We start from the raw sequence: 22762 nt of genomic DNA on the forward strand, positions 1-22762 counted from the left end.
ACCTCGTCCTCGTAGATCGCCTCGCCGGAATGGCGGTCGAAGCCGGTCTGCACAGTGCGGGTGATGACCTCGCCCGCGGCGGCAGCCTCGACGACGCGGGCGTTGAAGCCGTCGATGTTGCGCACCGAGAGCTTCGACATCTTCTTGTAGCGCTCCTCCATCTCGCGCACCGCCCATTTCAGGGCGACGACCGCCTTCTTCGGGTCGGTGACGACAGGCGTGAGCAGATGGGGAATGCCGTCATAAACCGACAATTCCAGCATCTTGGGATCGACCATGATCAGCCGGCACTGCTGCGGGGTGAGCCGGTAGAGCAGCGACAGGATCATGGTGTTGATCGCCACCGACTTGCCCGAGCCGGTCGTGCCGGCGACCAGCAGATGCGGCATCTTGGCGAGATCGACGATCACTGGCTCGCCGCCGATGGTCTTGCCAAGACCCAGAGCGAGCTTGTGCTTGGAGCTCTCGAAATCCTGGCTGGCGAGCAGCTCGCGCAGGAAAACGGTCTCACGGCGCGCATTGGGCAGTTCGATGCCGATCGCGTTCTTGCCGGGAATCACCGCCACGCGCGCCGAAATCGCGCTCATCGAACGGGCGATGTCGTCGGCCAGCGAAATCACGCGGGAGGATTTGGTGCCCGGCGCGGGTTCGAGCTCGTAGAGCGTGACGACAGGGCCGGGGCAGGCCTGGACGATTTCACCCCTGACATTGAAGTCTTCCAGCACGCCTTCGAGATAGCCGGCATTCTGCTGCAGCACTTCCGTGGGGATCGCGGTCTCGATCACCGGGGGCTCGGCCAGAATTGTGATGGACGGCAGCTCGAAAGGGGCCGGCGGCGCGATCCGCGGGACCTGACCCGCCTCGTCCTCGGCCGGTTCAGGCGACTGCGCCGAGATCTCGGCCCGGGCCCTGCGGTTGACGACGACCCCACGGCCCGGCACGGGCACCTCGACCGGCTCGGCCACCCTGGAGATCGCGAGAGCAGGCTGTAGCGCCCTGGCCGCTGGACGGAACGTGACGCGGCCAGAAGCCTGTGGCGACGGCGCTGTACGCCGATGCACCGTCGGCGTCACCGCCGGGCGAAACGGCGCGGGCGGAGCCTGCGAGACGGTGCGCGTGGCCGGCTCGGCGACGGGCATCTCAGCTTCGCGGGGATGCGCGCCAGCCTCGGTGAGCGCCGTCTGCGCCTCGTCGGACCGATCGCCCGAGACGACCTCCCAGAAAGCGTGGTCGGAAATCAGCGAAAGCGGCGTCGTCGCGACCGGTGGCTCGATAGCTGTCTGCGGCTCCTCGACCACGGCGTATGCGTCCTCGACCACAGCCAAGGCCTCACCCTCGATCGTCAAGCCGTCGGAAGGGTCCATCTGCGGAGGCATGGCAGCGTCTGACGGCCTCGCCCACACCCGATCGATCAGGCGGTCGGGCGTGCGCCAGAACCGCACCTGCGGCGCGTCAGCATCGGGTCGCGGGGTTGGGACGCCCTGCGCACCGGGGCCAGATGCCGTGTCGGCAAGAGGAGAAAAGCGTTCACCGGCAACAACTTGCGCGGATGTGTGAAGGCCGGACTGACGCATGGGATACCGCGGACTCTGACGAACTCAACCAAGAGCAACGCCTATCGTCACAGCGTTAAGAGGCAATGAAGGCGAAGCCTCGGATCGTTCGATCTTCGTCCGCATCACCTGGTCCGGGCGGCGACACGGGTCACTTCTCCGCGGCGCGCTTGGGAACGTCGAGGGTAGCCCAGCCGTCGGGTCGACCCGTCGATGGCAGGCTGTTCCGGTCGGCCTGGGAGCGCAGGATATGGGCCTTGGCCAGCATATGCGCGGTTACCGGCGCGGTCAGGAACAGGAAGATGGTGATCAGCAATTCGTGGAACGAGACATGGCCGCTCGCCATCGCGAAATGCAGCATCGAGGCGATCAGCAGCGAGCCGATGCCGAGCGTCGTCGATTTGGAAGGACCGTGCAGTCTGCGCATCATGTCGGGCAGCTTGGCCAGGCCAAACGAGCCGACGAGCAGGAAGAAGGCCCCGATGAGGATCAAGGCCGAGACGGCCAATTCGCCAATCCATTGCATGCTCGGGGTCCTTACTCGATCACATTGCCGCGGAGCAGGTATTTGCAGAACGCCACGGTCGTCACGAAGCCGACCATGGCGATCAGCATCGCTGCTTCGAAATACAAAGTCGTGCCGTAGTAGATGCCCAGCAGCACGATCAGCCCGATCGCGTTGATGACCATCGTGTCCAAAGCCAGGACGCGATCGGTGACGTCGGGACCGATCGCCATGCGGTAGAGATTGAGCAGGATGGCGAGGCTGGCGACGGCCATCGCGATCTGACAGGCGATTGCGATCATTCGAAGATCCTCTTCAAGCGGCGTTCGTAGCGATGCTTGATCTGGGCGATCGTCTCGTCGGCCCCATCGGTTTCGAGGCAGTGCACCAGCAAGGCGCGTCCATCGGCGCTGACATCGCTCGAGACGGTGCCGGGCGTCATCGTGATCGTCCCGGCAAGCACGGTGATGGCCTCGGGCGATTTGAGATCAAGCGGCACGGTGATGAAGCGCGACTGCAGGCTGTCGCCCCGGCGAAACAGGATCAGGAACGCGACCTGGATATTCGATACGACGATGTCCCAGAGCACGACCAGCATGAACTCGATCATCATCATAGGGGCACCGACACGGGGGCGGCCGGGCCAGTAGGCGCTGGTCGCCAGCGGAATCAGGATGCCCAGGATCAGCCCCAGCACCAGATGGCCGAAGGTGACCTCGTTGGCGAGCAGGACCCAGACCGCGACGATCCAGACGGTCAGCAGGGGATGTGGGAAGAAGCGCATGGCCATGGCCTAGTTCTCCCCCGCGCCGGGTGTCAGAACCGCGCGGATATAGCCGGCCCTGTCGAGCAGTTGCACCGACGTCGCCTCGAAAGCGGCCGTGAGCGGACCCGCGCCCAGCGACAGCGCAGCCGTCCCCGCCAGCAGCAGGCCGATGACGATGATGGGCACGAGCGCGGTTGCGGCCAACCTGTTGGAACCGCTCCGAACCGGCGGTGCGGCCGAATCTGGTGTCGGCTTTGGATTGTTCCAGAAGATCACCGAGCCGGCCCGCGCGTAGCCGATGATCATCAGCAAGCTCGCGCCGAGAACCACAGTCCAGATCAGCGGTGCGTGGGCCGCGTTACGCGTCGCGTCGAGGATCAGGAGCTTGCCGAGGAAGCCCGACAGAGGCGGCATGCCGACCATGGCGATGGCGGCCAGAAAGAACATCGCGCCCAGAAGCGTCTCATGGGCAATCGCCGGCGCGGGCACCAGCCGGTCGAGATCCTTGCCACGTCGCTTTGCGATCACATCGACCAGCAGGAACAGGGCGGCGCCCGCCAGCGTGCTGTGGATCAGATAGTAGAGCGCGGCTGTGGTGCCGGGACCGTCGAACAGGCCCACCGCGATCAGGAGATTGCCCATCGAGGCGATGACCGAGAAGCAGACGAGATCGCGCAGCTGCCGGCTGGCCAAGACGCCCACAGCGCCGACGGCGAGGGTGACAAGGGCTGCCGGGATGACGAGGGGCGCGACGATGGCACCAAGCGGCCCCGCATCCGCCCCGAAGATCAGCCCATAGACGCGGATGATCGCATAGGCGCCGACCTTGGTCATGATCATGAACATCGCGGCGGCCGGTGCCGAGGTCGCCGCATAGGCACTCGGCAGCCACCAGTGCAGCGGCACCAGCGCCGCCTTGGTGGCGAACACTGCAAACAGCAGCATCGCCCCGGTTTTCAAAAGCGCCTGGTTGTCGGCGGAGACGGCCGCGACCTTGCCGGCGAGATCGGCCATGTTGAGCGTGCCGGTGATCGCATAGATCAGGCCGACGCCGAACAGGAACAGCGTCGAGGCGATCAGGTTGATCGCGACATAGTGGAACCCCGCCTTCAGGCGCACCGCACCGCCGCCATGCAGCATCAGCCCATAGGAGGCGATCAGCATGACCTCGAAGAAGACGAACAGGTTGAACAGATCCCCGGTCAGGAAGGCACCATTGACGCCGAGAAGCTGGAACTGCATCAGCGCATGGAAATGCCGCCCCCGCGTGTCCCAGCCGGCGCAGGCATAGATCGTGACCGCCAGTGCCAGCGCCGCGCTGAGCAGCAACATGATCGCCGACAGCCGGTCCAGCACCAGCACGATGCCGAACGGGGCCGGCCAGTTGCCGAGGAAATAGGCTCGTGGCGTGCCGTCGCTCGACAGCACAACGAGGCCGATGGCAAGCACCAGCATCAGCAGTGTCGCGCCGACCGAGACGATGCGCTGGTTTGTGAGGTTATGCGGCAGTGCCAGGATGAGCAGCGCCGCCGTCATCGCCGGCAGAACCGTGGGCAGGACAATCCAGTGGTTCATGATGGCAGCCGTGCCTTGTCGCCACTGGCGACGGACTTCCCTGGGTCGCCGTCGTCGGGAAGATCGAGATCGACCGCGTCTGTGCCCGATTCCAGGAAGCCACGCAGCGCCAGCACCACGATCAGCGCGGTCATGCCGAAGGAGATCACGATCGCCGTCAGGACAAGCGCCTGCGGCAGCGGATCGGCATAGCCTGCGGCCAGCGCGCTGATGACAGGCGGCTGGTTGATCGTCAGACGGCCCATCGCGAACAGGAAGAGGTTCACCGCATAGGTCAGAAAGGTGAGACCGAGAATGACCGGGAACGTCCGTGCGCGCAGCAGGAGATAGATTCCCACCGCCGTCATCACGCCCGTTGCGCTGGCGACAAGCAACTCCACCTCAAGCCTCCTTCACGACGGCGGGATCAGTGTCGAGCACGATGTCCATCGGATGATCGGTCACGGGCGAGCGCTCGGCTCGCTGCTGGACGCGCGAAATCTGCGACAGCGACAACAACACGGCACCGACGACGGCGAGGAAGACGCCGAGATCGAAGGCCATCGCCGTCGCCAGTTCGAACTGCCCGACCAGCGGCAGCGAGAAATAATCGAAGGAGCTGGTCAGGAAGGGCCGGCCGAACACCCAGGATCCGATGCCGGTGAGGCCGGCGATGACGATCCCGGCCCCGATCATGGCCGTCGAGTCGATCCGGGCGCGGGCATTGGCCCAGACATAGCCGCTGGCCATGTACTGCATGATCAGCGCCATCGCCACGACGAGGCCGGCGATGAAGCCGCCGCCAGGCAGATTATGGCCGCGCAAGAAGATGTAGACGCCGACCGTCAGCGCCAGCGGCAGCAGTGCCCGGGTTGCGACGACGAGCATGAGGGGGTGGGCGTCGCGCGCCTCCTCAGCGAAGCGGATGCTCGCCAGCCGGCGCGCCGAGGCCCGGCCGAAGGGATGATCCAGCAGCGCGAAGATCGCCAGTGCGGCGATGCCGAGCACGATGATCTCGCCAAACGTATCGAAGCCGCGGAAGTCGACGAGGATGACGTTGACGACATTGGTGCCGCCGCCCCCGGGCTTCGACTGCTCCAGATGATAGGCCGAGATGGTCTCGAAGCCCCGAGTCATCACCGCATAGACCAGCCCGGCGACCCCGAGGCCGGCGACCGTCGCGATTCCAGCATCACGCCAGCGCAACAGCGGCGTGCCCTCCCTGGGCGTCGTCTTCGGCAGCAGATTGAGCGAGAGCAGCAGAAGGACGGTGGTCACGACATCGACGGAGATCTGCGTCAAGGCGAGATCGGGCGCCGAGAACTGCAGGAAAACGAGCGATACCACCAGGCCGACGACGCTTGTCAGCACCAGTGCGAAGACACGGTCATGATGGCGCAGAACTGCCGCCAGGCTGGCCACGACAAGCGCGAGCCAGGCGACCACGGCCGGCAGCGACATCGGCAGCACCGGGCGCGTGCCGAGGCCATGCGAAGCGGTCCAGAAACCGCCGGCCGCCAGCACCACAACGGCGGCGACGATGATGACGAAATAGAGCTGCAGCGAGCCGGTATGGGAGCGTGCGATGCTCCAGTTCGCGCCCGCCACCAACCACTCAATGGCGCGGTCGAACAGCGTCTTGGCGTCGGGGCGCGGCAGGCTCAGCCGGATCTCGTTGATCTGCCGATACGCCAGGAACAGGGCCGCGCCACCGGCGAGCGCGCCCATGCTGACGAGCAGAGCCGGCGTGACGCCATGCCAGATCGCCAGATAATAGGACGGCAACGGCCCGCCGATGACCGCCAGCGCCGTGCGTTCGACGATCGGCCCCGCGATCAGCGCCGGCAGGAGCCCGATCGCCACGACCAGCACGACGAGGAACGCGACCGGGCCCCACATCCCGACAGGCGGGTCATGCGGGTGGGACGGGTAGTCGTGCCGCTTCGGACCGAAGAACACGCGCACGGCCAGCCTTGCCGAATAGGCGACCGAAAACAAAGTCGCCAGTCCGGCCATCACCGGCACCAGCCAGGGCATGCCGGCATAGGAGGTCTTCAACGCCTCCTCCAGCATCAGTTCCTTGGACAGAAAGCCGTTGAACAGCGGGATGCCCGCCATCGAGGCGGAGGCGATCAGGACCAGCGTCGCGGTGATCGGCATCAGCATCATGAGCCCGCCGAGCCGGCGGATATCGCGCGTTCCGGCCTCGTGATCGATAATGCCGGCCCCCATGAAGAGCGCCGCCTTGAAGGTGGCGTGGTTGAGGATGTGGAACACGGCGGCGACCGCCGCCATCGGCGTGCCGAAGCCGAGTAGCATCGTCATCAGGCCGAGATGGCTGACGGTCGAAAAGGCCAGAAGCCCTTTCAGATCGTCCTTAAAGATCGCGATCCAGGCCGCGACCAGCATGGTGACGAGCCCCACCGGCGCCACGATCAGAAACCAGGCCTCGGTGCCGGCGAGCACCGGCCACAGCCGCGCCAGCAGGAAGATCCCGGCCTTCACCATGGTGGCGGAGTGGAGATAGGCCGAAACCGGCGTCGGCGCGGCCATGGCGTGCGGCAGCCAGAAATGGAACGGAAACTGCGCCGACTTGGTGAAGGCGCCGCCCAGCACGAGCAGCAGCATCGGCAGATAGAGCGGCGAGGCCTTGATCAGGTCGCCGCGCTGCAGGATCACCGAGAGGTCATAGGACCCGGCGATGTTGCCCAGCATCAGCATGCCGGCGATCAGGGCCAGCCCACCGCCCCCGGTGACGACCAGCGCCATCCGCGCGCCCTGCCGGGCCTCGGGCAGATGGCGCCAGTAGCCGATCAGCAGAAAGGAGGTCAGGCTGGTCAGTTCCCAGAACACCAGCAGGAGCAGGATGTTGTCGGACAGGACGACACCCACCATCGCGCCCTGGAACAGCAGCAGATAGGCATAGAAGCGCCCCATCGGGTCGCTGGAGCTGAGGTAATAGCGCGCGTAGACGATCACTAGCAGGCCGATGCCGAGGATCATCGCGGCGAAGAACAGGCCCAGCCCGTCGATGAAGAAGGAAAACGACAGGCCGATCTGGGGCAGCCAGTCCAGCCGCGCCTGCACGATCTCGCCGCGATAGACGGCCGGCGCATGCGAGAGCAGCAGCGCCATCGCCAGCAACGTCGCCGTTCCCGTCACCGCGGCGCAGACATTCCGCCCCGAGCGGATCGTCAAGGGAGGCAATGCGGCCGCGAAGAACGGTATCAGCGGGATCAGCCACAGGTTCATAAAATAACGGCCTCGTCGATAGTCGATTGTAAAATCACAACGGCATGAGAAAGCGATAGTCCGACCTCCGCCCATACAGGAGCAGCAGACCGACACAATCACGCTATTCATTTTTCAGGATTCGTTCTAGCTCGGATATCGCCCGTCGCGCCACCGTCAGGGTGTCGGTTTGCCAAGGTGGGCCGGAACGGCCGCAGTCCGCCTGAACAGCCGGCGGGACAATCCGCACCGCTCACATCGTGAAGGAACCATCGCGGCGCCGGCCCATTGGGTCGGCAGGACCCTTGCAGGAGCAAACCATGGCCCGCCGCGCACGCTACAAGCCTTACCAGCAGCCCACGGGGGGCTGGGGCTCGGTTTTTTCGCTCGGTCAGCACGCCATCCGGCAACAGGCGGTCGGGACCGCAGCACTTCTCCTGCGCGACCATAACAAGCCTGGAGGTTATGCCTGCACGAGCTGCGCCTGGACCAAGCCCGGCAAGCCGCATCTCGCCGAGTTCTGCGAGAACGGCGCCAAGGCGACCTTCTGGGATTTGACCAAAAAGCGCACGACGCCGGATTTCTTCGCGCGACACACCCTCAGCGAATTGCGCAACTGGTCCGACTTCGACCTCGAGAATGAGGGCCGCCTGACGCACCCCATGCGGCACGACCCCGCGAGTGACCGCTATCTGCCGGTTACCTGGGACGAGGCCTTCGCCGATATCGGGGCGAAGCTCAAAGGTTACGATCCGAAGGCGACGGTGTTCTATGCATCGGGCCGTGCGTCGCTCGAGACCTCCTACATGTATCAGCTCTTTGCGCGGCTTTATGGGCACAACAACCTGCCCGACTCGTCGAACATGTGCCACGAGACGACCTCGGTCGCGCTGCCGCTGAGCATCGGCACCTCGGTCGGCACCGTTCTGCTTGAGGATTTCAAGAAGACGGACTGCATCTTCTCGTTCGGTCAGAATGTCGGGACCAACTCGCCCCGCCTGCTGCATGATCTGCAGGAGGCCCGCGAACGCGACGTCCCCATCGTCGTCTTCAACCCGCTGCGCGAGCGCGGCTGGGAGGCCTTCGTCAGTCCGCAGCGGCCAGGTCAGATGATCGCCAACACGCCGACGCAAATCGCAACCCAGTATTATCAGGTCCGTGCCGCCGGCGACATCGCGGCCATGCTGGGTATCGGCAAGATGCTGCTCGCCTGGAACGACGAGGCACGGGCCTCAGGCCGCCCGCTGGTGCTCGACGAGGCTTTCATCGCACATCACACCGACGGCTTTCCGGCCTTCGAGGCAAAACTGCGAGAGACGGGCTGGGCCGAGATCATCGAGGCTTCCGGCTTGCCGCGGGCCTCGATCGAGGCCGCCGCAGCGACCTTTGCCAAGGCCAAGGCGGTGATTGCGATCTACGGCATGGGGCTGACCCAGCACAAGCTCGGGGTCGACAGCATCCGGACATTGGTCAACCTGCTGCTGATGGGCGGGCATATCGGTAAGCCGGGCTCAGGCATCTGCCCGATCCGGGGACATTCGAACGTCCAGGGACAGCGCACGGTCGGAATCTCGGAGAAGGTCGCTCTCGTCCCGCTCGATCGCCTGGCGCAGCAGTACGGGTTCGAGCCGCCACGCGAGGACGGTTTGGCGACCGTCGAGAGCTGCGAGGCGATCGTCGCCGGCGGCGTGCGCGCCTTTATCGGGCTCGGCGGCAATTTCGTGCGTGCCATTCCCGAGCGCGAGTTGATGGAAGCGAAATGGAGCGGCATTGATCTCTCGGTGCAGATCGCGACCAAGCTCAATCGCTGCCATCTCATACCTGGCAAGACGACTTATCTGCTGCCGACGATGGTCCGCTCCGAGATCGACGAGCAGGCCAGCGGTCCCCAGATCGTGACGGTCGAGGATTCGACCACACGCATTCACTCCTCCCGCGGCAAGTGGAAGCCGGCGGCGGAGACCCTGCTGTCCGAACCGCGGATCGTGGCCGAATTGGCGAAGGCGACGCTCGCACCCAATCCGAACGTTCCCTGGGATGAGTGGGTGGGCGATTACGGCAAGGTCCGGAACGCGATCGAACAGACCTATCCCAAGGATTTCAGCGCCTTCAACCAGCGGCTCGATATGCCCGGCGGCTTTGCCCGGCCGATCGGGGCCCGCGAGCGCCAGTGGGAGACAGAGACCGGCAAGGCGAATTTCGCGGTGCCGACAAAGCTGTCGGCCAGCTTCGACGACGGGCTTGATTCCAGCATCCTGCGCCTGATCACGCTGCGTTCGAACGACCAGTTCAACACCACGGTCTATGGCTGTTCGGATCGGCTGCGCGGCATCCATAGCTCGCGCATGATCGTGATGATGAATGCCGACGACCGGATCCGCTTCGGCATCGCCAAACACGGCACCGCGCGCCTGACCACAGCGGTCGATGACGGAATCCTGCGCAGCATGGGCGGGTTCGAGGTCATCGATTACGACATTCCCGCCGGCACCTGCGCCGCCTATTTCCCCGAATGCAACGCCCTGCTGCCGCTCTGGCACTACGCGCAGGAGAGCATGACGCCGGCGGCCAAATCGATCCCTATCCGGGTCGCGGCGGAATGATGTCAATTCCCGGGCTCGAGCCGGCTTTCCTGCCCGTTCCGGCGACGCGGTGGCGCTACAGCGACCCATCGAACCTCGCGCGGGACACCGAGATTGCGGTCGAATGGCCTGTCAACATCCGATACGGCTCGGTGCCCTATGCGGTGATGATGGCGACCCCGCTCGACCTGGAGGATTTCGTCACGGGCTTCAGCCTGACCGAGGGGATCATCGCCGGGACCGGCGAAATTCGCGGCATCCGCATCCTGGCCGAGCCCGAGGCCGTCACCGTCGACATCGACCTGACGCCCGATCGCTTTCGCAAGCATCTGGGTCGAATCCGCCGGCTGAGCGGGCGGACCTCCTGCGGTGTCTGCGGTATCGAGGATGCGGCCGACCTGCCCCGCTCGAAAACGCCCGCGCGTCCACCGCGCAAGCCGGTCAGCGCCGGCGCCGTCGCCGCCGCAGTTGCCCATCTGCGCGCGCACCAACCGCTTCATGCCCGCACACGATCGGTCCATGGCGCGGTCTGGTGCGATCTCGACGGGGTGATCTTGGAGGCGCGGGAGGATGTCGGGCGCCACAATGCGCTCGACAAGCTCATCGGCGCGGTTCTGCGTTCGGGGCGCGACGTCGCCGAGGGCTTCGTGGTCGTTACCAGCCGGGCGTCCTACGAGATGGTCGAAAAAACCGCGACCCTGGGTGCGGCCGCCCTGGTCTCCGTCTCGGCACCGACCTCACTGGCAGTCACACGCGCCCGAGCCGCGGGACTGATCCTGGTTTCGGTCGCGCGCGAGGATGGCTGCGAGGTCTTCGCTGGCGAACTCGCGCAATGATCCCGCCCGCGATCGCGGCCGCGTAAACTGTCTCGGTCGGGGCTCGAAGCACCAGCGCGATATCCGCAGGTGCTGAGCGCGCGTGCCACTCCACGGGTCGGACTAGAGCTCGATCTTGAAGCCCTCATGGCTCTGCGCGAAGCCGAGATTGACATAGAATCGGTGCGCGTCGAGGCGCGACTTGTTGGAGGAGAGCTCCGCCATCCCCGCCCCCTGCTCGCGCGCGAAGGCGATGGCGTGGGCGATCATGATCCTGCCGATGCCGAGCCCACGGCTTTCGGGCGCGACATGGACGCTCTCGAATTTGGCCCGCATGCGGCCGCGCGCCACCAGCCCGGGAATCAGCGTGACCTGAAAGGTGCCGACCACGGCGCCGTCGGCCTCCGCCACGAAGAGGGCGTTGTGCGGCGAGGCTTCGATTTCGGCAAAGGCGGCGAAGTAGTCCGGATGGGTGGCCTCCACGGCAATCTCGTCTTGCGTCATCGTCTGGGTGGCGGCGCCCAGCATGATCAGCGCGGCGATGCGCGGCACATCCTCGCGGCGGGCCCGGCGGATGATGATGCCGGCGCTGGCGACGTCGGCGAGGGTCTTGGCGGGGGCGGTGATCATCGAAAGGCAGTCCCGGTCGGTGGTGGCAGGTCCTGGTTCAGGCTGCGAACAGACGCTTGGCCATGAGCAGGGTGTTTGGGGTGTCGTCGCGCCCGTCGAAGCGGGCCTGGCGCTGCAGGAAAAAGCCCATTCGCTCGTAGAAGGCGATGGCCGGCTCGTTCTGGCTTTCGACCTCGAGCCTGGCGACCGGCGCCTGCGGGAAACAGGCCAGTGTCACCTGCAGCAGCGTGCGGCCGATGCCGACGCCTTGCCAGGGCGGCAGCACATAAAGCCGCGTCACCAGCGCCGCGCCGTCTGGCTCGACCCGCGCCGAAGCCGTGGCGATGATCTCGTCCTCGACCAGGGCGACGAGGAAGGTGCCGCCGTCACGGCCAAGCTGGGCCGTCAGGTTTTCCAGCGAATGCCAGGCATTGGTGATTTCGGCGACGCGCTGCCAGCCGTAGAGGCCATCATAGGTGGCATGCCAGGTCTCGACCAGGAGCGCACGCACGGCCAGCAGGTCGGCGGTCTGCGCATCGCGGATGATGAGACCGTCTGGGGTCATGAACCATTCCTGCAAATGATGCCGAGCGTCATTCCGGACAAGTCGCGCAGCGACGCCGATCCGGAATCCATCGTCGGGCACTGCGCTCTATGATGGCTTCCGGAGCTCCGCTTCGCTGCGTCCGGAATGACGAGGTGGCTTAATCGATCCCCAGCTTCGCTTTCAAAATCTCGTTCAGCGCCTGCGGATTGGCCTTGCCGCCCGAGGCCTTCATCGCCTGGCCGACGAACCAGCCGAGCATGGTGGGCTTCGCCTTGACCTGCTCGACCTTGTCGGGATTGGCGGCGATCAGCTCGTCCACCGCCTTCTCGATCGCGCCGGTGTCGGTGACCTGCTTCATGCCGCGGCTCTCGACGATCTCGCGCGGGTCGCCGCCTTCCGACCACAGGATCTCGAACAGGTCTTTGGCGATGCGGCCCGAGATCACGCCCTCGCCGATCAGATCGACCAGCCCGCCGAGCTGGGCTGCCGAGACCGGCGACGTCGTGACATCCTGGCCCTCCTTGTTGAGGCGGCCGAAGAGCTCGTTGATCACCCAGTTGGCGGCGGCCTTGCCATCGCGCCCGGTCGCCACCGCCTCAAAGTAGTCGGCCTGCTCGCGCTCGGCGACCAGCACCGAGGCGTCATAGGGCGAGAGGCCGTAATCGGCGATGAAGCGGGCCTTCTTGGCGTCAGGCAGTTCAGGCAGATGCGCCTTCAGCTCGGCGACGAAGGCGTCGTCGAATTCCAGCGGCAGCAGATCGGGGTCGGGGAAATAGCGGTAATCATGCGCCTCTTCCTTGGAGCGCATCGAGCGGGTCTCGCTCTTGGCGGGATCGTAGAGGCGGGTTTCCTGGTCGATCGTGCCGCCATCCTCGATGATGCCGATCTGGCGGCGGGCTTCGACATCGACGGCCTGGCCGATGAAGCGGATCGAGTTGACGTTCTTGATCTCGCAGCGCGTTCCGAGCGGGCTGCCTGGCTTGCGCACCGAGACATTGACGTCGGCGCGCAAATTACCCTTCTCCATGTCGCCGTCGCAGGTGCCGAGATAGCGCAGGATGGTGCGCAGCTTGGTCACGAAGGCGCGCGCCTCGTCGGCCGAGCGCAGATCCGGCCGCGAGACGATCTCCATCAGGGCGACGCCCGAGCGGTTGAGATCGACGAAGCTCATCGTCGGATGCTGGTCGTGGATCGACTTGCCGGCATCCTGCTCGAGATGCAGCCGCTCGATCCCGACGGTGATCTGCTCGGTCGGCGAGAGATCGACGACGATCTCGCCTTCGCCGATGATCGGGCTCTTGTACTGGCTGATCTGGTAGCCCTGCGGCAGATCGGGATAGAAGTAGTTCTTGCGGTCGAAGACCGAACGCTTGTTGACCTGCGCGTTGAGGCCCAGACCGGTGCGAACCGCCTGGCGGACACATTCGGCGTTGATGACGGGCAGCATGCCGGGCATGGCGGCATCGACGAGGCTGACATGGGCGTTCGGCTCGGCTCCGAAGGCTGTCGATGAGCCTGAAAACAATTTGGCGTTGGAGGTGACCTGCGCATGGATCTCCATGCCAATCACGATCTCCCAGTCGCCGGTCGCGCCCTTGATCAGCTTCTTGGGGTCGGCGGGGCGGGCATGCGCGTTCATCGTCGGACTTCCGGCTCGAAAAGGTGCCTGACGGTTACGACCTCGGCGCGCGGGCGGCAAGCGTCTGTTGCGCTGCCGACACCTCCTGTCGCGATTGTGTCGAAATATGGCTGGGAGGAAGATTGTGAGGGGTGATGGATCTTGACAATCGTCAGCGTCATCCCCTTTTAGCGCCAACGCCCGCAATCCGTCAGGTTTGCGCCGGCTCCCGCCCTCCGGAGTGACATCATGTCGAACCGCCGCCCAGGTCTGATGCTCGCTGCCCGGTCGGCAGCGTTGCTCTTCGCTTTTCCCCTTCTTTTCCCCCAGGGCGCGCTTGCTCAGGGCGCCCCCCCGGCACCGCCGGTCCAGGTTTCGGCGCCGCTGGCGCAGCGTGTCACGAACTGGGACGAGTTCACCGGCCGCTTCGAGGCGAGCGAGCAGGTCGAGGTACGGGCGCGCGTGTCGGGTTTCCTCGATTCACTGCACTTCAAGGATGGCGACCTGGTCAAGACGGGCGATCTGCTCTTCACCATCGATCCCCGCCCCTACCGGCTGGCGGTCGATGCCGCCCGGGCCGAGGTCGCGCGCGCCAAGGCGCAGGTCGAACTGGCGCAGAACGAGGTCGAGCGCGCCGAGGGCCTGACCCAGAACCGCACCATCACCGCGCGCGATGTCGATCAGCGCCGCGCCAATCTCAACAGCGCGATCGGCAGCCAGCAGGGCGCCGAGGCCAATCTGAAGACCGCCGAACTCAATCTGGAATGGACCGAGGTGCGCGCCCCCTTGTCGGGCCGCATATCGAACCGCCGCGTCGACCCCGGTAACCTCATCGCAGGCGGCCAGTCGGGCGCGACGCTGCTGACCACGATCGTCGCGGTCGATCCGATCTACTTCACCTTCGACGCCTCCGAGGCCGATTATCTGCGGTACCAGCGCCAGTCGAAAGATTTGCGCTCCAGCGCCTCGCGGGAGTCCGGGACGCTGGCCGAGGTACGGCTGGCCGACGAGCAGGAATGGACGCGTCGCGGCCGAATCGACTTCATCGACAACGCGCTGAACGCCCGCTCGGGCACGATCCGCGGCCGCGTCGTGTTTCCCAACACGGACCAGTTCCTGACACCGGGCACCTTCGGGCGGCTGCGGGTGTTCTCCGGCGAGGCCGATGCGCTGCTGGTTCCCGACAGCGTCATCGTCTCAGACCAGGCCAACAAGATCGTGCTGACGATCGGGCCCGAGAACAAGGTCGTGCCCAAAACGGTCGTACTGGGCCAGATCGCCGGGGGCTTGCGCGTGATCCGCAGCGGTCTCGCCCCCCAGGATCAGGTCATCATCGGCGGCTTTGCCAATCCGATGGTGCGCCCTGGAGCGACGGTGACGCCGCAGCCCGGCGAAATCAAGCTCGCCGCGTCGAAGTGACGATCGCCTTCGACATTACGCTTCGGACGGCTGCCGGCCGATCGCCCCGACGTCAAGGCCAGGACTGACCAAAATGTTCCGTTTCGCCCATTTCTTCATTGACCGACCGATCTTCGCGACCGTGCTCTCGGTCCTTCTCACGATCGCCGGCGCCATCACGCTGCGCACATTGCCGATCTCTGAATATCCGGAGATCGCGCCGCCGACCGTGTCGATCCGCGCTGTCTATCCGGGCGCCTCCGCCGAAGTCGTCGCGGCGACGGTGGCGACGCCGATCGAGCAGGAGGTGAACGGCGTCGACGACATGCTCTACATCACCTCGCAGTCGACAGGCGACGGCGTGGTGACGATCAACGTCGTGTTCAAGGCCGGCGTCGATGTCGACCAGGCTCAGGTTCTCGTCCAGAACCGCGTTTCGCAGGCCGAGGCGCGTTTGCCGGAAGCGGTGCGTCAGCTCGGCTTGACCGTGCGCAAGGCCTCGCCCGACTTCCTGATGGTCATCAACATGATCTCGCCGGACGGCTCGCGCGATCCGCAGTACATTTCCAATTACGCCTCGCTCTACGTCAAGGACGTGCTCACCCGCGTCGATGGCGTCGGCGACGTGCAGATCTTCGGCGCGCGCGACTTCTCGATGCGGATTTGGCTCGATCCCGCCAAGGTGGCCTCCCGCAACCTGACCGCCGGCGATGTCGTCGCCGCGCTCAGGGCGGCCAACGTCCAGGTCGCTGCCGGCGCGCTGAACCAGCCCCCCGCGCGGTCGGACGAGGCGTTCCAGCTCTCGGTCAACACGCTTGGCCGCCTGACCGACGTCGCGGAGTTCGAAAACATCATCGTGCGCTCGGATGCCGATGGCGGCACCATCCGCATTCGCGATATCGCGCGCGTCGAACTCGGCTCGCAGGACTACACCACCAACGCCTATCTCGATAACCGGGACACGGTCGCCATCGGTGTCTTCCAGCGGCCCGGTTCGAACGCCCTGGCGACGTCGGATGCGATCATCGCGACGATGAACACCATGGCCGAGCGGTACCCCGCCGGGCTCGAACACCGCATCATCTACAACCCGACCGAATTCATCGGGGAGTCGGTGCGCGCCGTCATCACCACCCTGCTCGAGGCCGTGGCACTCGTCGTTCTGGTGGTGATCCTGTTCCTCCAGACCTGGCGTGCCGCGATCATCCCCATCGTCGCCATCCCGGTTTCGCTCGTCGGAACCTTCCTGGTGATGGCGGCTGTGGGCATCTCGTTCAACACGATCTCGCTGCTCGCTCTCGTGCTGGCGATCGGCATCGTCGTCGATGACGCCATCGTCGTGGTCGAGAACGTCGAGCGCTATCTGGCCGAGGGTCTGTCGCCCAAGGAGGCGGCTCACAAGACCATGGACGAGGTCGGCGGCGCGCTTCTGGCCATCTCGCTCGTGCTCTGCGCGGTGTTCATCCCCACGGCCTTCATCAGCGGTCTGCAGGGAACCTTCTACCAGCAGTTCGCGGTCACGATCGCGGCCTCGACGGCGATCTCATGCTTCGTCTCGCTGACGCTCTCGCCCGCCATGTCGGCGGTGCTTCTCAAGCCGCACAAGAAGCATGACGAGCATGAGCAGCAGAAGCGCGGCTTCTTTTACAAGCTCGGCGCGCCGGTCCGCGGCTTCTTTCATTACTTCAACGCGGGCTTCGACTGGCTGTCGCGCGGCTATGGCAGCCTGACCTCGCGCCTCATTCGCATGGCCGTGATCCTGCTCATCGTCTATGCGGGTCTGATCGCGCTCACCGCCCAGCGTTTGACCGCGACGCCGACCGGTCTCGTGCCGCAGCTCGATCGCGGTTACTTCATCGTCGCCATGCAGTTGCCGCCCGGTGCCTCGCTTCAGCGCACCGATGACGTGCTGCGCCGGGCCAATGAGCTGCTGCAGTCGCGGCCGGGCGTCGCCCATACCGTCGCCTTTGCCGGGCTCGACGGCGCGACCTTCACGATTGCGCCCAATGCCGGTGTCGCCTTCGTGACGCTCGCCCCATTCCCCGATCGCCAGAAGGCGGGGCTGACGACGGCCGGCATCCTGAACGATCTGCGCCAGCAGATGTTCAGCATCTCAGAAGCCTTCACACTCGTCATCGAGCCGCCCGCCATCCCCGGCATCGGCACAGGCGGCGGATTGAAGGGCTATGTGCAGGATCGCAGCGGGCGCGGCCTGGCTGCGCTCGAAGGCGCCGCCTGGATCGTCGCCGGCTCCGCCGGCCAGGTTCCGGGCATCCAGCAACCCTTCACGCTGTTCTCGACCAAGACGCCGCAGATCTATGCCGACATCGACCGCACCAAGGCGGAAATGCTCGGTGTGCCGGTGACGCGCATCTTCGAGACGCTGTCGGTCTATATGGGCTCGGCCTATATCAACGACTTCAACCTGCTCGGCCGCACCTATCGCGTCACCGCGCAGGCCGACAATCAGTTCCGCGAGACGAATCGAGACGTCGCCAATCTCAAGACCCGCAACGCGGATGGCGAGATGGTGCCAATCGGCGCGGTCGCCTCCTTCCAGAACACCACCGGCGCCTATCGCGTGCCGCGCTACAATCTCTATCCGGCGGCCGAGGTTCAGCTCTCGATGGCGCATGGCTATTCGACCGGCCAGGGCATCGCGGCGGTGGAGAAGATCGCGGCCGAGCGCCTTCCCGCCGGCTTCGGCTTCGAATGGACCGAGATCGCGCTCCAGGAGAAGCTCGCGGGCAACACCGCGGTCATTGCCTTTGGGCTCGGCGTCGTCTTCGTCTTCCTGCTGCTGGCGGCGCTCTATGAGAGCTGGCTCTTGCCGCTCGCGGTCATCCTGATCGTGCCGATGTGTATCCTGGCGGCGATGTTCGGGGTGAATTATGCCGGTCTCGACCGCAACATCCTGGTCGATATCGGCCTTGTCGTACTCGTCGGCCTCGCGGCGAAGAACGCGATTTTGATCGTCGAGTTCGCCAAGCAGGCTGAAGATGACGGCATGAACCGGCGCGATGCCGCCATCGCAGCGGCGCGCACGCGGCTCCGGCCGATCCTGATGACGTCGCTTGCCTTCATCCTGGGCGTGCTGCCACTGACCGTCTCGGTCGGCGCCGGCGCCGAGATGCGGCAGGCGATGGGCATCGCGGTGTTCTCCGGCATGCTCGGCGTGACCTTCTTCGGCCTGATCTTCACCCCGGTCTTCTATGTGGTGGTGCGCTGGCTGGCCGACCTTGGCAAGAAGAAGCGCGCAGAGCCGCCGCATGGGGATGCATCCGCCGCTCACCCGTGATTGGATCGCCCCCGTCTCGGATTCGACGCGGCGGGGGCGATCGATGTTTCCATGGATAGTCGGGCTCATCGTCGTGCCGCTGGCGACGCTCCTGATCGCGGCTGTGCTGTTCCTGCCGACCTATCGCCGGTTGAAGCGGGCCGAGTTCATCCGGACCTATGAATGGCCGCCGGGGCTGCTCGACAAGCTCGCCGCGCATCACCGCGGCTTCACCCGCAAGGAGAGCGCGCTGGTTGCGCAGGGCCTGCGGCAGTTCTTCCTGGCCTATCTCAACAGCGGCCGCGCCTATGTCGCGATGCCCTCGCAGGTGGCGGACGACCTCTGGCACGAGTTCATCCTCTACACCCGGGCCTATCAGGCATTCTGCCAGCAGGCTTTCGGCGGCTTCCTGCACCACACGCCGGCGGTCGCCCTCGCCCGGGGCCGCAAAAAGGACAATGCTGGCCTGCGCCGCGTCTGGCTGCATTGCTGCCGGCTGGACGGCATCAACCCGGTCAATCCGACACGGCTGCCGCTGCTCTTCGCGCTCGACGTCAAGCTGAACATCCCCGGCGGCTACCGCTACCACCCCGATTGCGCGGAGCTACGCCGCCATGGCGATGCCGGCTCGCAATGCGGCGGGGATTTCTCGAGCTCGTCATATGATGGCGGAACGGATGGGATGGGTGACAGCGGCCGCTCGGACAGCAGCAGTTCGGACGGCGGCTCAGGTGATGGCGGCGGCGATGGTGGGTGCGGCGGAGGTGGCGGGGATTAGCTGTTGCCCTTGTCCGCGCGGTGGAGGAGGGGCGGCACGTTGCTGCAGTGATGGATGAGGGCGGCGCTTGCCGCCAAAAACCTGGAGAGGGCGGCACGCGCCCTCTTTTGCGGCCGCCGTCCGAGCGACTGAGTTAGTGCCCGCTGAAGACCAGCAGCTTGATCGGCAGCACCGTCGCCTGGATGCGCAGCAGAAGCGCATGAACCAGCCCGACCGCATCGACGGCATGCAAGGCGACGCTGTGCGCCGCACCCAGCTTGCCGGAAGCGATGCGGTCGTGATTGCTGGTATAGGCATTGGCGATGCAACTGCTACCGGGGACCACGCCCTCGAGACCGCCTTCGTAGAGCGGTTCGAGGAAGGCGAGGATCGTGCCGGGTGCCCTCACCTGCTGGGCGTCGATGAGTTGCTCGCCGCCGCGGAACTGACCTGCCGCGATGAAGTCCTGCACATCGGTCACCACCATCGGGATGATCGTCCAGGGCTTTGAGAGACAGGTGACCTCCGCGATCATGCCCACCTTGAGAACCTGCGCCTCGACCTGATTGAAGCCTGCCTGGAGCGCCTTTCTGCCGGCATCTTCCGGAATGAGTATTCCGGCAGGACGCATGAACGGGTTGACCACGTCGCCGACCCTCAGGGCGAACTGCTCTATGTGGCCGGCGACGCCGGCGCGGATCACCGTCTTGGCCACCTCGATCTCGGCCTGAGCCAGTGCCGCCTCGGCACTGGCCTTTTCGGCCGGCAGCAGCGCCGAGATCCGCGTCTGGGCCGATTCACGGGCCGCAACCGTAGCGGCCACGGCCGCCTGGCGCCCCGCGACGAGATTCTCAAGGCGCTCGATCTCGCGGTCGGTCACGGTGCCGGAGTTGCGGGCCTTCAGTTCCTGCTTGGTGCGCAGTTCGTCCAGGGCCTGCTCGAGCGCGCTCCGGGCCTCCTGGATCTTCGCCTCGTTGGTCTGGATATCGACCCTCGCGACGATGAGGGCGGCATCGACCTCGGCGATCTTGCGGCGAGCGGTTTCAACCGCGGCCTCCTGCTTGACGCTGTCGAGCCTGAAGATGGGAGCGCCCTGGGCGATCTTTTCGCCCTGCCGGGCATGGATCTCGGCGACCCGCCCATTTGTTTCCGGAACGATCGGCACCGTGCGGAAAAACAGGGTCGCATTGGTGGTCGAGGGGTGGTTGTAGAAGATCACCGTGATCAGCCCGACCGCCAGCATCAGGCAGGTGATGATGCCCCAGCGCAGCTCGAACCAGACCGAGTAAAGCGTGATCTCGTGGCCGATCCGCTTGCCCTGTCCATAGCGACGATAGAGGTAGTCGGGCAGGATCGTCAGCAGCGAGCACAGCAGGATCTCAAGCATGAGCCGGCCCTCCGGCTGAGGCCGGCTGGGCTTCCGTCCGGACGGGCGCGGGATCGGGTGAGATCGCTGCCGTCGCAGGTTCGGTCGGCGTCCGCTCGACCGCCTCTATGTCTCCCTGGGCTCCTTCGCCCGGCGCCTGGCCGGCGATCTTTTCCAATGATCCGGCCATCCGGCGCAGCGGGTTCCAGACGTCGGGAATCTCGATCAGCGCCAGCAGAAGACCAGCCACCCAGAACAGGTGGATATGGGTGAAGAGCGCGAGCAGCCCGAGCACCGCGACGATCTCGAACTGAAGCTTGTGCGCCTTGTGCGCCATCCGTTCCGGCAGCGTGTGCAGCCGCAGGAAGATCAGCCCGACCGCCAGGACCGCGCCGACGACAGTGACGATCGCCACGACCAGCAGAACATCCGTCGCGCCCGGAGGGGTAATGAAGGCCGGCACATGCGGCGTCGCCGCCGGATGAATTGGTAGCGCCACAGGAAGCCCCCCGGTTCCATCTGCTCGGGCGACTTCATTCGGCACGGCCAGCAGGCCGGGTCCGTGGGTGACCCGCGGGATTCCGCGAGCGCCCGTTGCCCAAGCGTCAGCCGATCTGACCTTTTTCGCGGCAGGGTGTCAATTCACCCAGCAACCGTGGGCTCAGCCCCACCAGCGCTCGCTGACCGGGAAACGGCCCGCCGCGTCCTCGATCACCTGGCCGAGCGAGAACAGCGTCTCCTCGTCGAAGGGGCGGCCGATGAGCTGGAGGCCGAGCGGCAGGCCCTGGCGGTCGAGACCGGCGGGAACGGCGAGACCCGGCAGGCCGGCCATGTTCACCGTCACCGTGAAGATGTCGTTGAGATACATCTCGACGGGATCGGACGAACCCTTCTCGCCAATGCCAAAAGCAGCGGACGGCGTCGCCGGGGTCAGGACCGCGTCGATGCCGGCGGCATAGGCCTCGTCGAAATCGCGCTTGATCAGGGTGCGGACCTTCTGGGCACGGACATAATAAGCGTCGTAATAGCCGGCCGAGAGGACATAGGTGCCGATCATGATCCGGCGCTTGACCTCGGCGCCGAAGCCCTCGGCGCGGGTCTTCTCATACATGTCGGCGATGTCGCGGCCGGGCTCGCGCAGGCCGTAGCGCACGCCGTCATAGCGGGCGAGGTTCGACGAGGCTTCCGCCGGGGCGACGATGTAATAGGCCGGCAGGGCGTATTTGGTGTGGGGAAGGGAAATTTCGACGATCTCGGCGCCGGCGCTTTTGAGCCAGTCGATGCCCTGCTGCCAGAGCGCCTCGATCTCGGCATTGAGCCCGTCGAGGCGATATTCCTTAGGGATGCCGATCTTCATGCCCTTGATCGAGCGGCCGACCGCCTTCTCGTAATCGGGCACGGCCATATCGACCGAGGTCGTGTCCTTCGGGTCGTGGCCGGCCATCGAGCCCAGCATGACGGCGCAGTCGCGGACCGTCTTGCCGATCGGGCCGGCCTGGTCGAGCGACGAGGCGAAAGCGACGATGCCCCAGCGCGAGCAGCGGCCATAGGTCGGCTTGATGCCGACCGTGCCGGTGAAGGCGGCCGGCTGGCGGATCGAGCCGCCGGTGTCGGTGGCGGTTGCCGCGAGGCATAGATCGGCCGCCACAGCCGAAGCCGACCCGCCAGACGAGCCCCCGGGTACGAGATGGGCCCCTTCGATGGCGCCACCCTGCCCCGCCGAGACATTGGAGCCCTTCCGGCGCCAGGGGTTGACGACGGAGCCGAAGGTCGAGGTCTCGTTCGACGAACCCATGGCGAACTCGTCATTGTTGAGCTTGCCGAGCATGACGGCGCCGTCGCGCCAGAGCTGGCCCGACACGGTCGATTCATAGGGCGGCACGAAATTGCCGAGGATCTTCGAGCAGGCGGTGGTGCGCACGCCCTTGGTGGCGAACAGGTCCTTGATGCCAAGCGGCAGGCCCTCCAGCGGACCACCCTCGCCCTTCGCGAGCTTCGCATCGGAGGCGGCTGCCTGGGCCAGCGCCTGCTCGGGCGTTTCCAGCACATAGGCGTTCAGCGCGCGGGCCTTCTCGATCGCCGCGATATGGGCCGTGGTCAGCTCGGTGGCGGAGAAGGTCTTGGCCTTCAGCCCATCGCGGGCCTCGGTCAGGGTCAGGCGGGTGAGATCGGTCACGGGCGATA

At 65.7% G+C, this 22762-nt stretch carries 18 protein-coding genes; 5 read left to right on the forward strand and 13 right to left on the reverse strand.

The features are described 5' to 3' along the window. The 7 genes from IP69_RS22040 to IP69_RS20850 form a co-directional block, all read right to left on the reverse strand. Window positions 1-1376, reverse strand: a 1376-nt coding sequence (locus IP69_RS22040) for a DNA translocase FtsK (protein WP_349236314.1), incomplete at its 3' end; no start/stop codon positions are given. Between the two features lie 328 nt (window positions 1377-1704). Then, window positions 1705-2079 (reverse strand): Na+/H+ antiporter subunit G, encoded by a 375-nt coding sequence (locus IP69_RS20825; RefSeq protein ID WP_054144747.1) that lies wholly within the window; start codon window positions 2077-2079, stop codon window positions 1705-1707. A gap of 11 nt (window positions 2080-2090) precedes the next feature. Next, the gene (locus tag IP69_RS20830; protein WP_054144748.1) at window positions 2091-2360 is read right to left on the reverse strand and encodes a K+/H+ antiporter subunit F; all 270 of its coding nucleotides are present in this window, start codon (window positions 2358-2360) and stop codon (window positions 2091-2093) included. Further along, window positions 2357-2848 carry a Na+/H+ antiporter subunit E gene (locus IP69_RS20835; protein WP_054144749.1) on the reverse strand — a complete coding sequence of 164 codons (492 nt, stop codon included), beginning with the start codon at window positions 2846-2848 and terminating at the stop codon, window positions 2357-2359. Before IP69_RS20835 ends, IP69_RS20830 begins: the two co-directional genes overlap by 4 nt. 3 nt (window positions 2849-2851) lie before the next feature. Then, window positions 2852-4399, reverse strand: a complete 1548-nt coding sequence (locus tag IP69_RS20840) for a monovalent cation/H+ antiporter subunit D (RefSeq protein WP_054144750.1) — start codon at window positions 4397-4399, stop codon at window positions 2852-2854. Continuing rightward, entirely contained in the window at window positions 4396-4779 is a 384-nt protein-coding gene (locus IP69_RS20845; RefSeq protein WP_054144751.1) for a Na+/H+ antiporter subunit C, read from the reverse strand. The genes IP69_RS20840 and IP69_RS20845 overlap by 4 nt, the downstream gene beginning before the upstream one ends. 1 nt (window position 4780) lies before the next feature. Continuing rightward, window positions 4781-7630, reverse strand: a complete 2850-nt coding sequence (locus IP69_RS20850; RefSeq protein WP_054144752.1) for a monovalent cation/H+ antiporter subunit A — start codon at window positions 7628-7630, stop codon at window positions 4781-4783. Window positions 7631-7929: 299 nt separating this feature from the next. On the opposite strand from IP69_RS20850, the gene IP69_RS20855 reads away from it, so the two are divergent. Then, window positions 7930-10212, forward strand: a complete 2283-nt coding sequence (locus IP69_RS20855) for an FdhF/YdeP family oxidoreductase (RefSeq protein WP_054144753.1) — start codon at window positions 7930-7932, stop codon at window positions 10210-10212. Beyond that, window positions 10209-11027, forward strand: a complete 819-nt coding sequence (gene fdhD, locus IP69_RS20860) for a formate dehydrogenase accessory sulfurtransferase FdhD (RefSeq protein WP_054144754.1) — start codon at window positions 10209-10211, stop codon at window positions 11025-11027. Before IP69_RS20855 ends, fdhD begins: the two co-directional genes overlap by 4 nt. A 102-nt stretch (window positions 11028-11129) precedes the next feature. Here the strand turns inward: fdhD and IP69_RS20865 are convergent, their stop codons facing one another. From IP69_RS20865 to gatB, 3 genes are all read right to left on the reverse strand, one after another. After that, the gene (locus IP69_RS20865) at window positions 11130-11636 is read right to left on the reverse strand and encodes a GNAT family N-acetyltransferase (RefSeq protein ID WP_054144755.1); all 507 of its coding nucleotides are present in this window, start codon (window positions 11634-11636) and stop codon (window positions 11130-11132) included. Window positions 11637-11673: 37 nt separating this feature from the next. Next, window positions 11674-12180: a GNAT family N-acetyltransferase gene (locus tag IP69_RS20870; RefSeq protein ID WP_156323592.1), complete on the reverse strand. Its 507-nt coding sequence runs from the start codon at window positions 12178-12180 to the stop codon at window positions 11674-11676. Window positions 12181-12319: 139 nt separating this feature from the next. Further along, window positions 12320-13801, reverse strand: coding sequence for an Asp-tRNA(Asn)/Glu-tRNA(Gln) amidotransferase subunit GatB (gatB, locus tag IP69_RS20875; RefSeq protein ID WP_054144757.1), 1482 nt, complete (start codon window positions 13799-13801; stop codon window positions 12320-12322). A gap of 228 nt (window positions 13802-14029) precedes the next feature. On the opposite strand from gatB, the gene IP69_RS20880 reads away from it, so the two are divergent. The 3 genes from IP69_RS20880 to IP69_RS20890 all read left to right on the forward strand — a co-directional run bounded on the left by IP69_RS20880 (window position 14030) and on the right by IP69_RS20890 (window position 19233). Next, window positions 14030-15199, forward strand: a complete 1170-nt coding sequence (locus IP69_RS20880; RefSeq protein ID WP_054144758.1) for an efflux RND transporter periplasmic adaptor subunit — start codon at window positions 14030-14032, stop codon at window positions 15197-15199. A gap of 73 nt (window positions 15200-15272) precedes the next feature. After that, complete coding sequence (locus tag IP69_RS20885) at window positions 15273-18476, forward strand: multidrug efflux RND transporter permease subunit (protein WP_054144759.1); 3204 nt, start codon at window positions 15273-15275, stop codon at window positions 18474-18476. Window positions 18477-18519: 43 nt separating this feature from the next. Continuing rightward, the gene (locus tag IP69_RS20890; protein ID WP_054144778.1) at window positions 18520-19233 is read left to right on the forward strand and encodes a hypothetical protein; all 714 of its coding nucleotides are present in this window, start codon (window positions 18520-18522) and stop codon (window positions 19231-19233) included. Window positions 19234-19366: 133 nt separating this feature from the next. On the opposite strand, the gene IP69_RS20895 is transcribed toward IP69_RS20890, so the two are convergent. The 3 genes from IP69_RS20895 to gatA form a co-directional block, all read right to left on the reverse strand. Next, window positions 19367-20599, reverse strand: a complete 1233-nt coding sequence (locus IP69_RS20895; protein WP_054144760.1) for a biotin/lipoyl-binding protein — start codon at window positions 20597-20599, stop codon at window positions 19367-19369. Next, window positions 20592-21077 carry a hypothetical protein gene (locus IP69_RS20900; protein WP_054144761.1) on the reverse strand — a complete coding sequence of 162 codons (486 nt, stop codon included), beginning with the start codon at window positions 21075-21077 and terminating at the stop codon, window positions 20592-20594. The genes IP69_RS20895 and IP69_RS20900 overlap by 8 nt, the downstream gene beginning before the upstream one ends. 162 nt (window positions 21078-21239) lie before the next feature. Next, window positions 21240-22754, reverse strand: coding sequence for an Asp-tRNA(Asn)/Glu-tRNA(Gln) amidotransferase subunit GatA (gene gatA, locus IP69_RS20905; RefSeq protein WP_054144762.1), 1515 nt, complete (start codon window positions 22752-22754; stop codon window positions 21240-21242). Window positions 22755-22762 lie beyond the last annotated feature (8 nt).

This window comes from Allobosea sp. AAP35, from assembly GCF_001295925.1.
Taxonomy (GTDB): domain Bacteria; phylum Pseudomonadota; class Alphaproteobacteria; order Rhizobiales; family Beijerinckiaceae; genus Allobosea.

Coding starts and splice junctions, on each gene's coding strand:
- IP69_RS20855 (WP_054144753.1), top strand. CDS start 7,930: ATGGCCCGCCGCGCACGCTACAAGCCTTACCAGCAGCCCACGGGGGGC.
- IP69_RS20870 (WP_156323592.1), bottom strand. CDS start 12,180: ATGACCCCAGACGGTCTCATCATCCGCGATGCGCAGACCGCCGACCTG.
- IP69_RS20850 (WP_054144752.1), bottom strand. CDS start 7,630: ATGAACCTGTGGCTGATCCCGCTGATACCGTTCTTCGCGGCCGCATTG.
- IP69_RS20830 (WP_054144748.1), bottom strand. CDS start 2,360: ATGATCGCAATCGCCTGTCAGATCGCGATGGCCGTCGCCAGCCTCGCC.
- IP69_RS20825 (WP_054144747.1), bottom strand. CDS start 2,079: ATGCAATGGATTGGCGAATTGGCCGTCTCGGCCTTGATCCTCATCGGG.
- IP69_RS20835 (WP_054144749.1), bottom strand. CDS start 2,848: ATGGCCATGCGCTTCTTCCCACATCCCCTGCTGACCGTCTGGATCGTC.
- fdhD (WP_054144754.1), top strand. CDS start 10,209: ATGATGTCAATTCCCGGGCTCGAGCCGGCTTTCCTGCCCGTTCCGGCG.
- IP69_RS20865 (WP_054144755.1), bottom strand. CDS start 11,636: ATGATCACCGCCCCCGCCAAGACCCTCGCCGACGTCGCCAGCGCCGGC.
- IP69_RS20885 (WP_054144759.1), top strand. CDS start 15,273: ATGTTCCGTTTCGCCCATTTCTTCATTGACCGACCGATCTTCGCGACC.
- IP69_RS20895 (WP_054144760.1), bottom strand. CDS start 20,599: ATGCTTGAGATCCTGCTGTGCTCGCTGCTGACGATCCTGCCCGACTAC.
- IP69_RS20890 (WP_054144778.1), top strand. CDS start 18,520: ATGTTTCCATGGATAGTCGGGCTCATCGTCGTGCCGCTGGCGACGCTC.
- IP69_RS20880 (WP_054144758.1), top strand. CDS start 14,030: ATGTCGAACCGCCGCCCAGGTCTGATGCTCGCTGCCCGGTCGGCAGCG.
- IP69_RS20840 (WP_054144750.1), bottom strand. CDS start 4,399: ATGAACCACTGGATTGTCCTGCCCACGGTTCTGCCGGCGATGACGGCG.
- gatB (WP_054144757.1), bottom strand. CDS start 13,801: ATGAACGCGCATGCCCGCCCCGCCGACCCCAAGAAGCTGATCAAGGGC.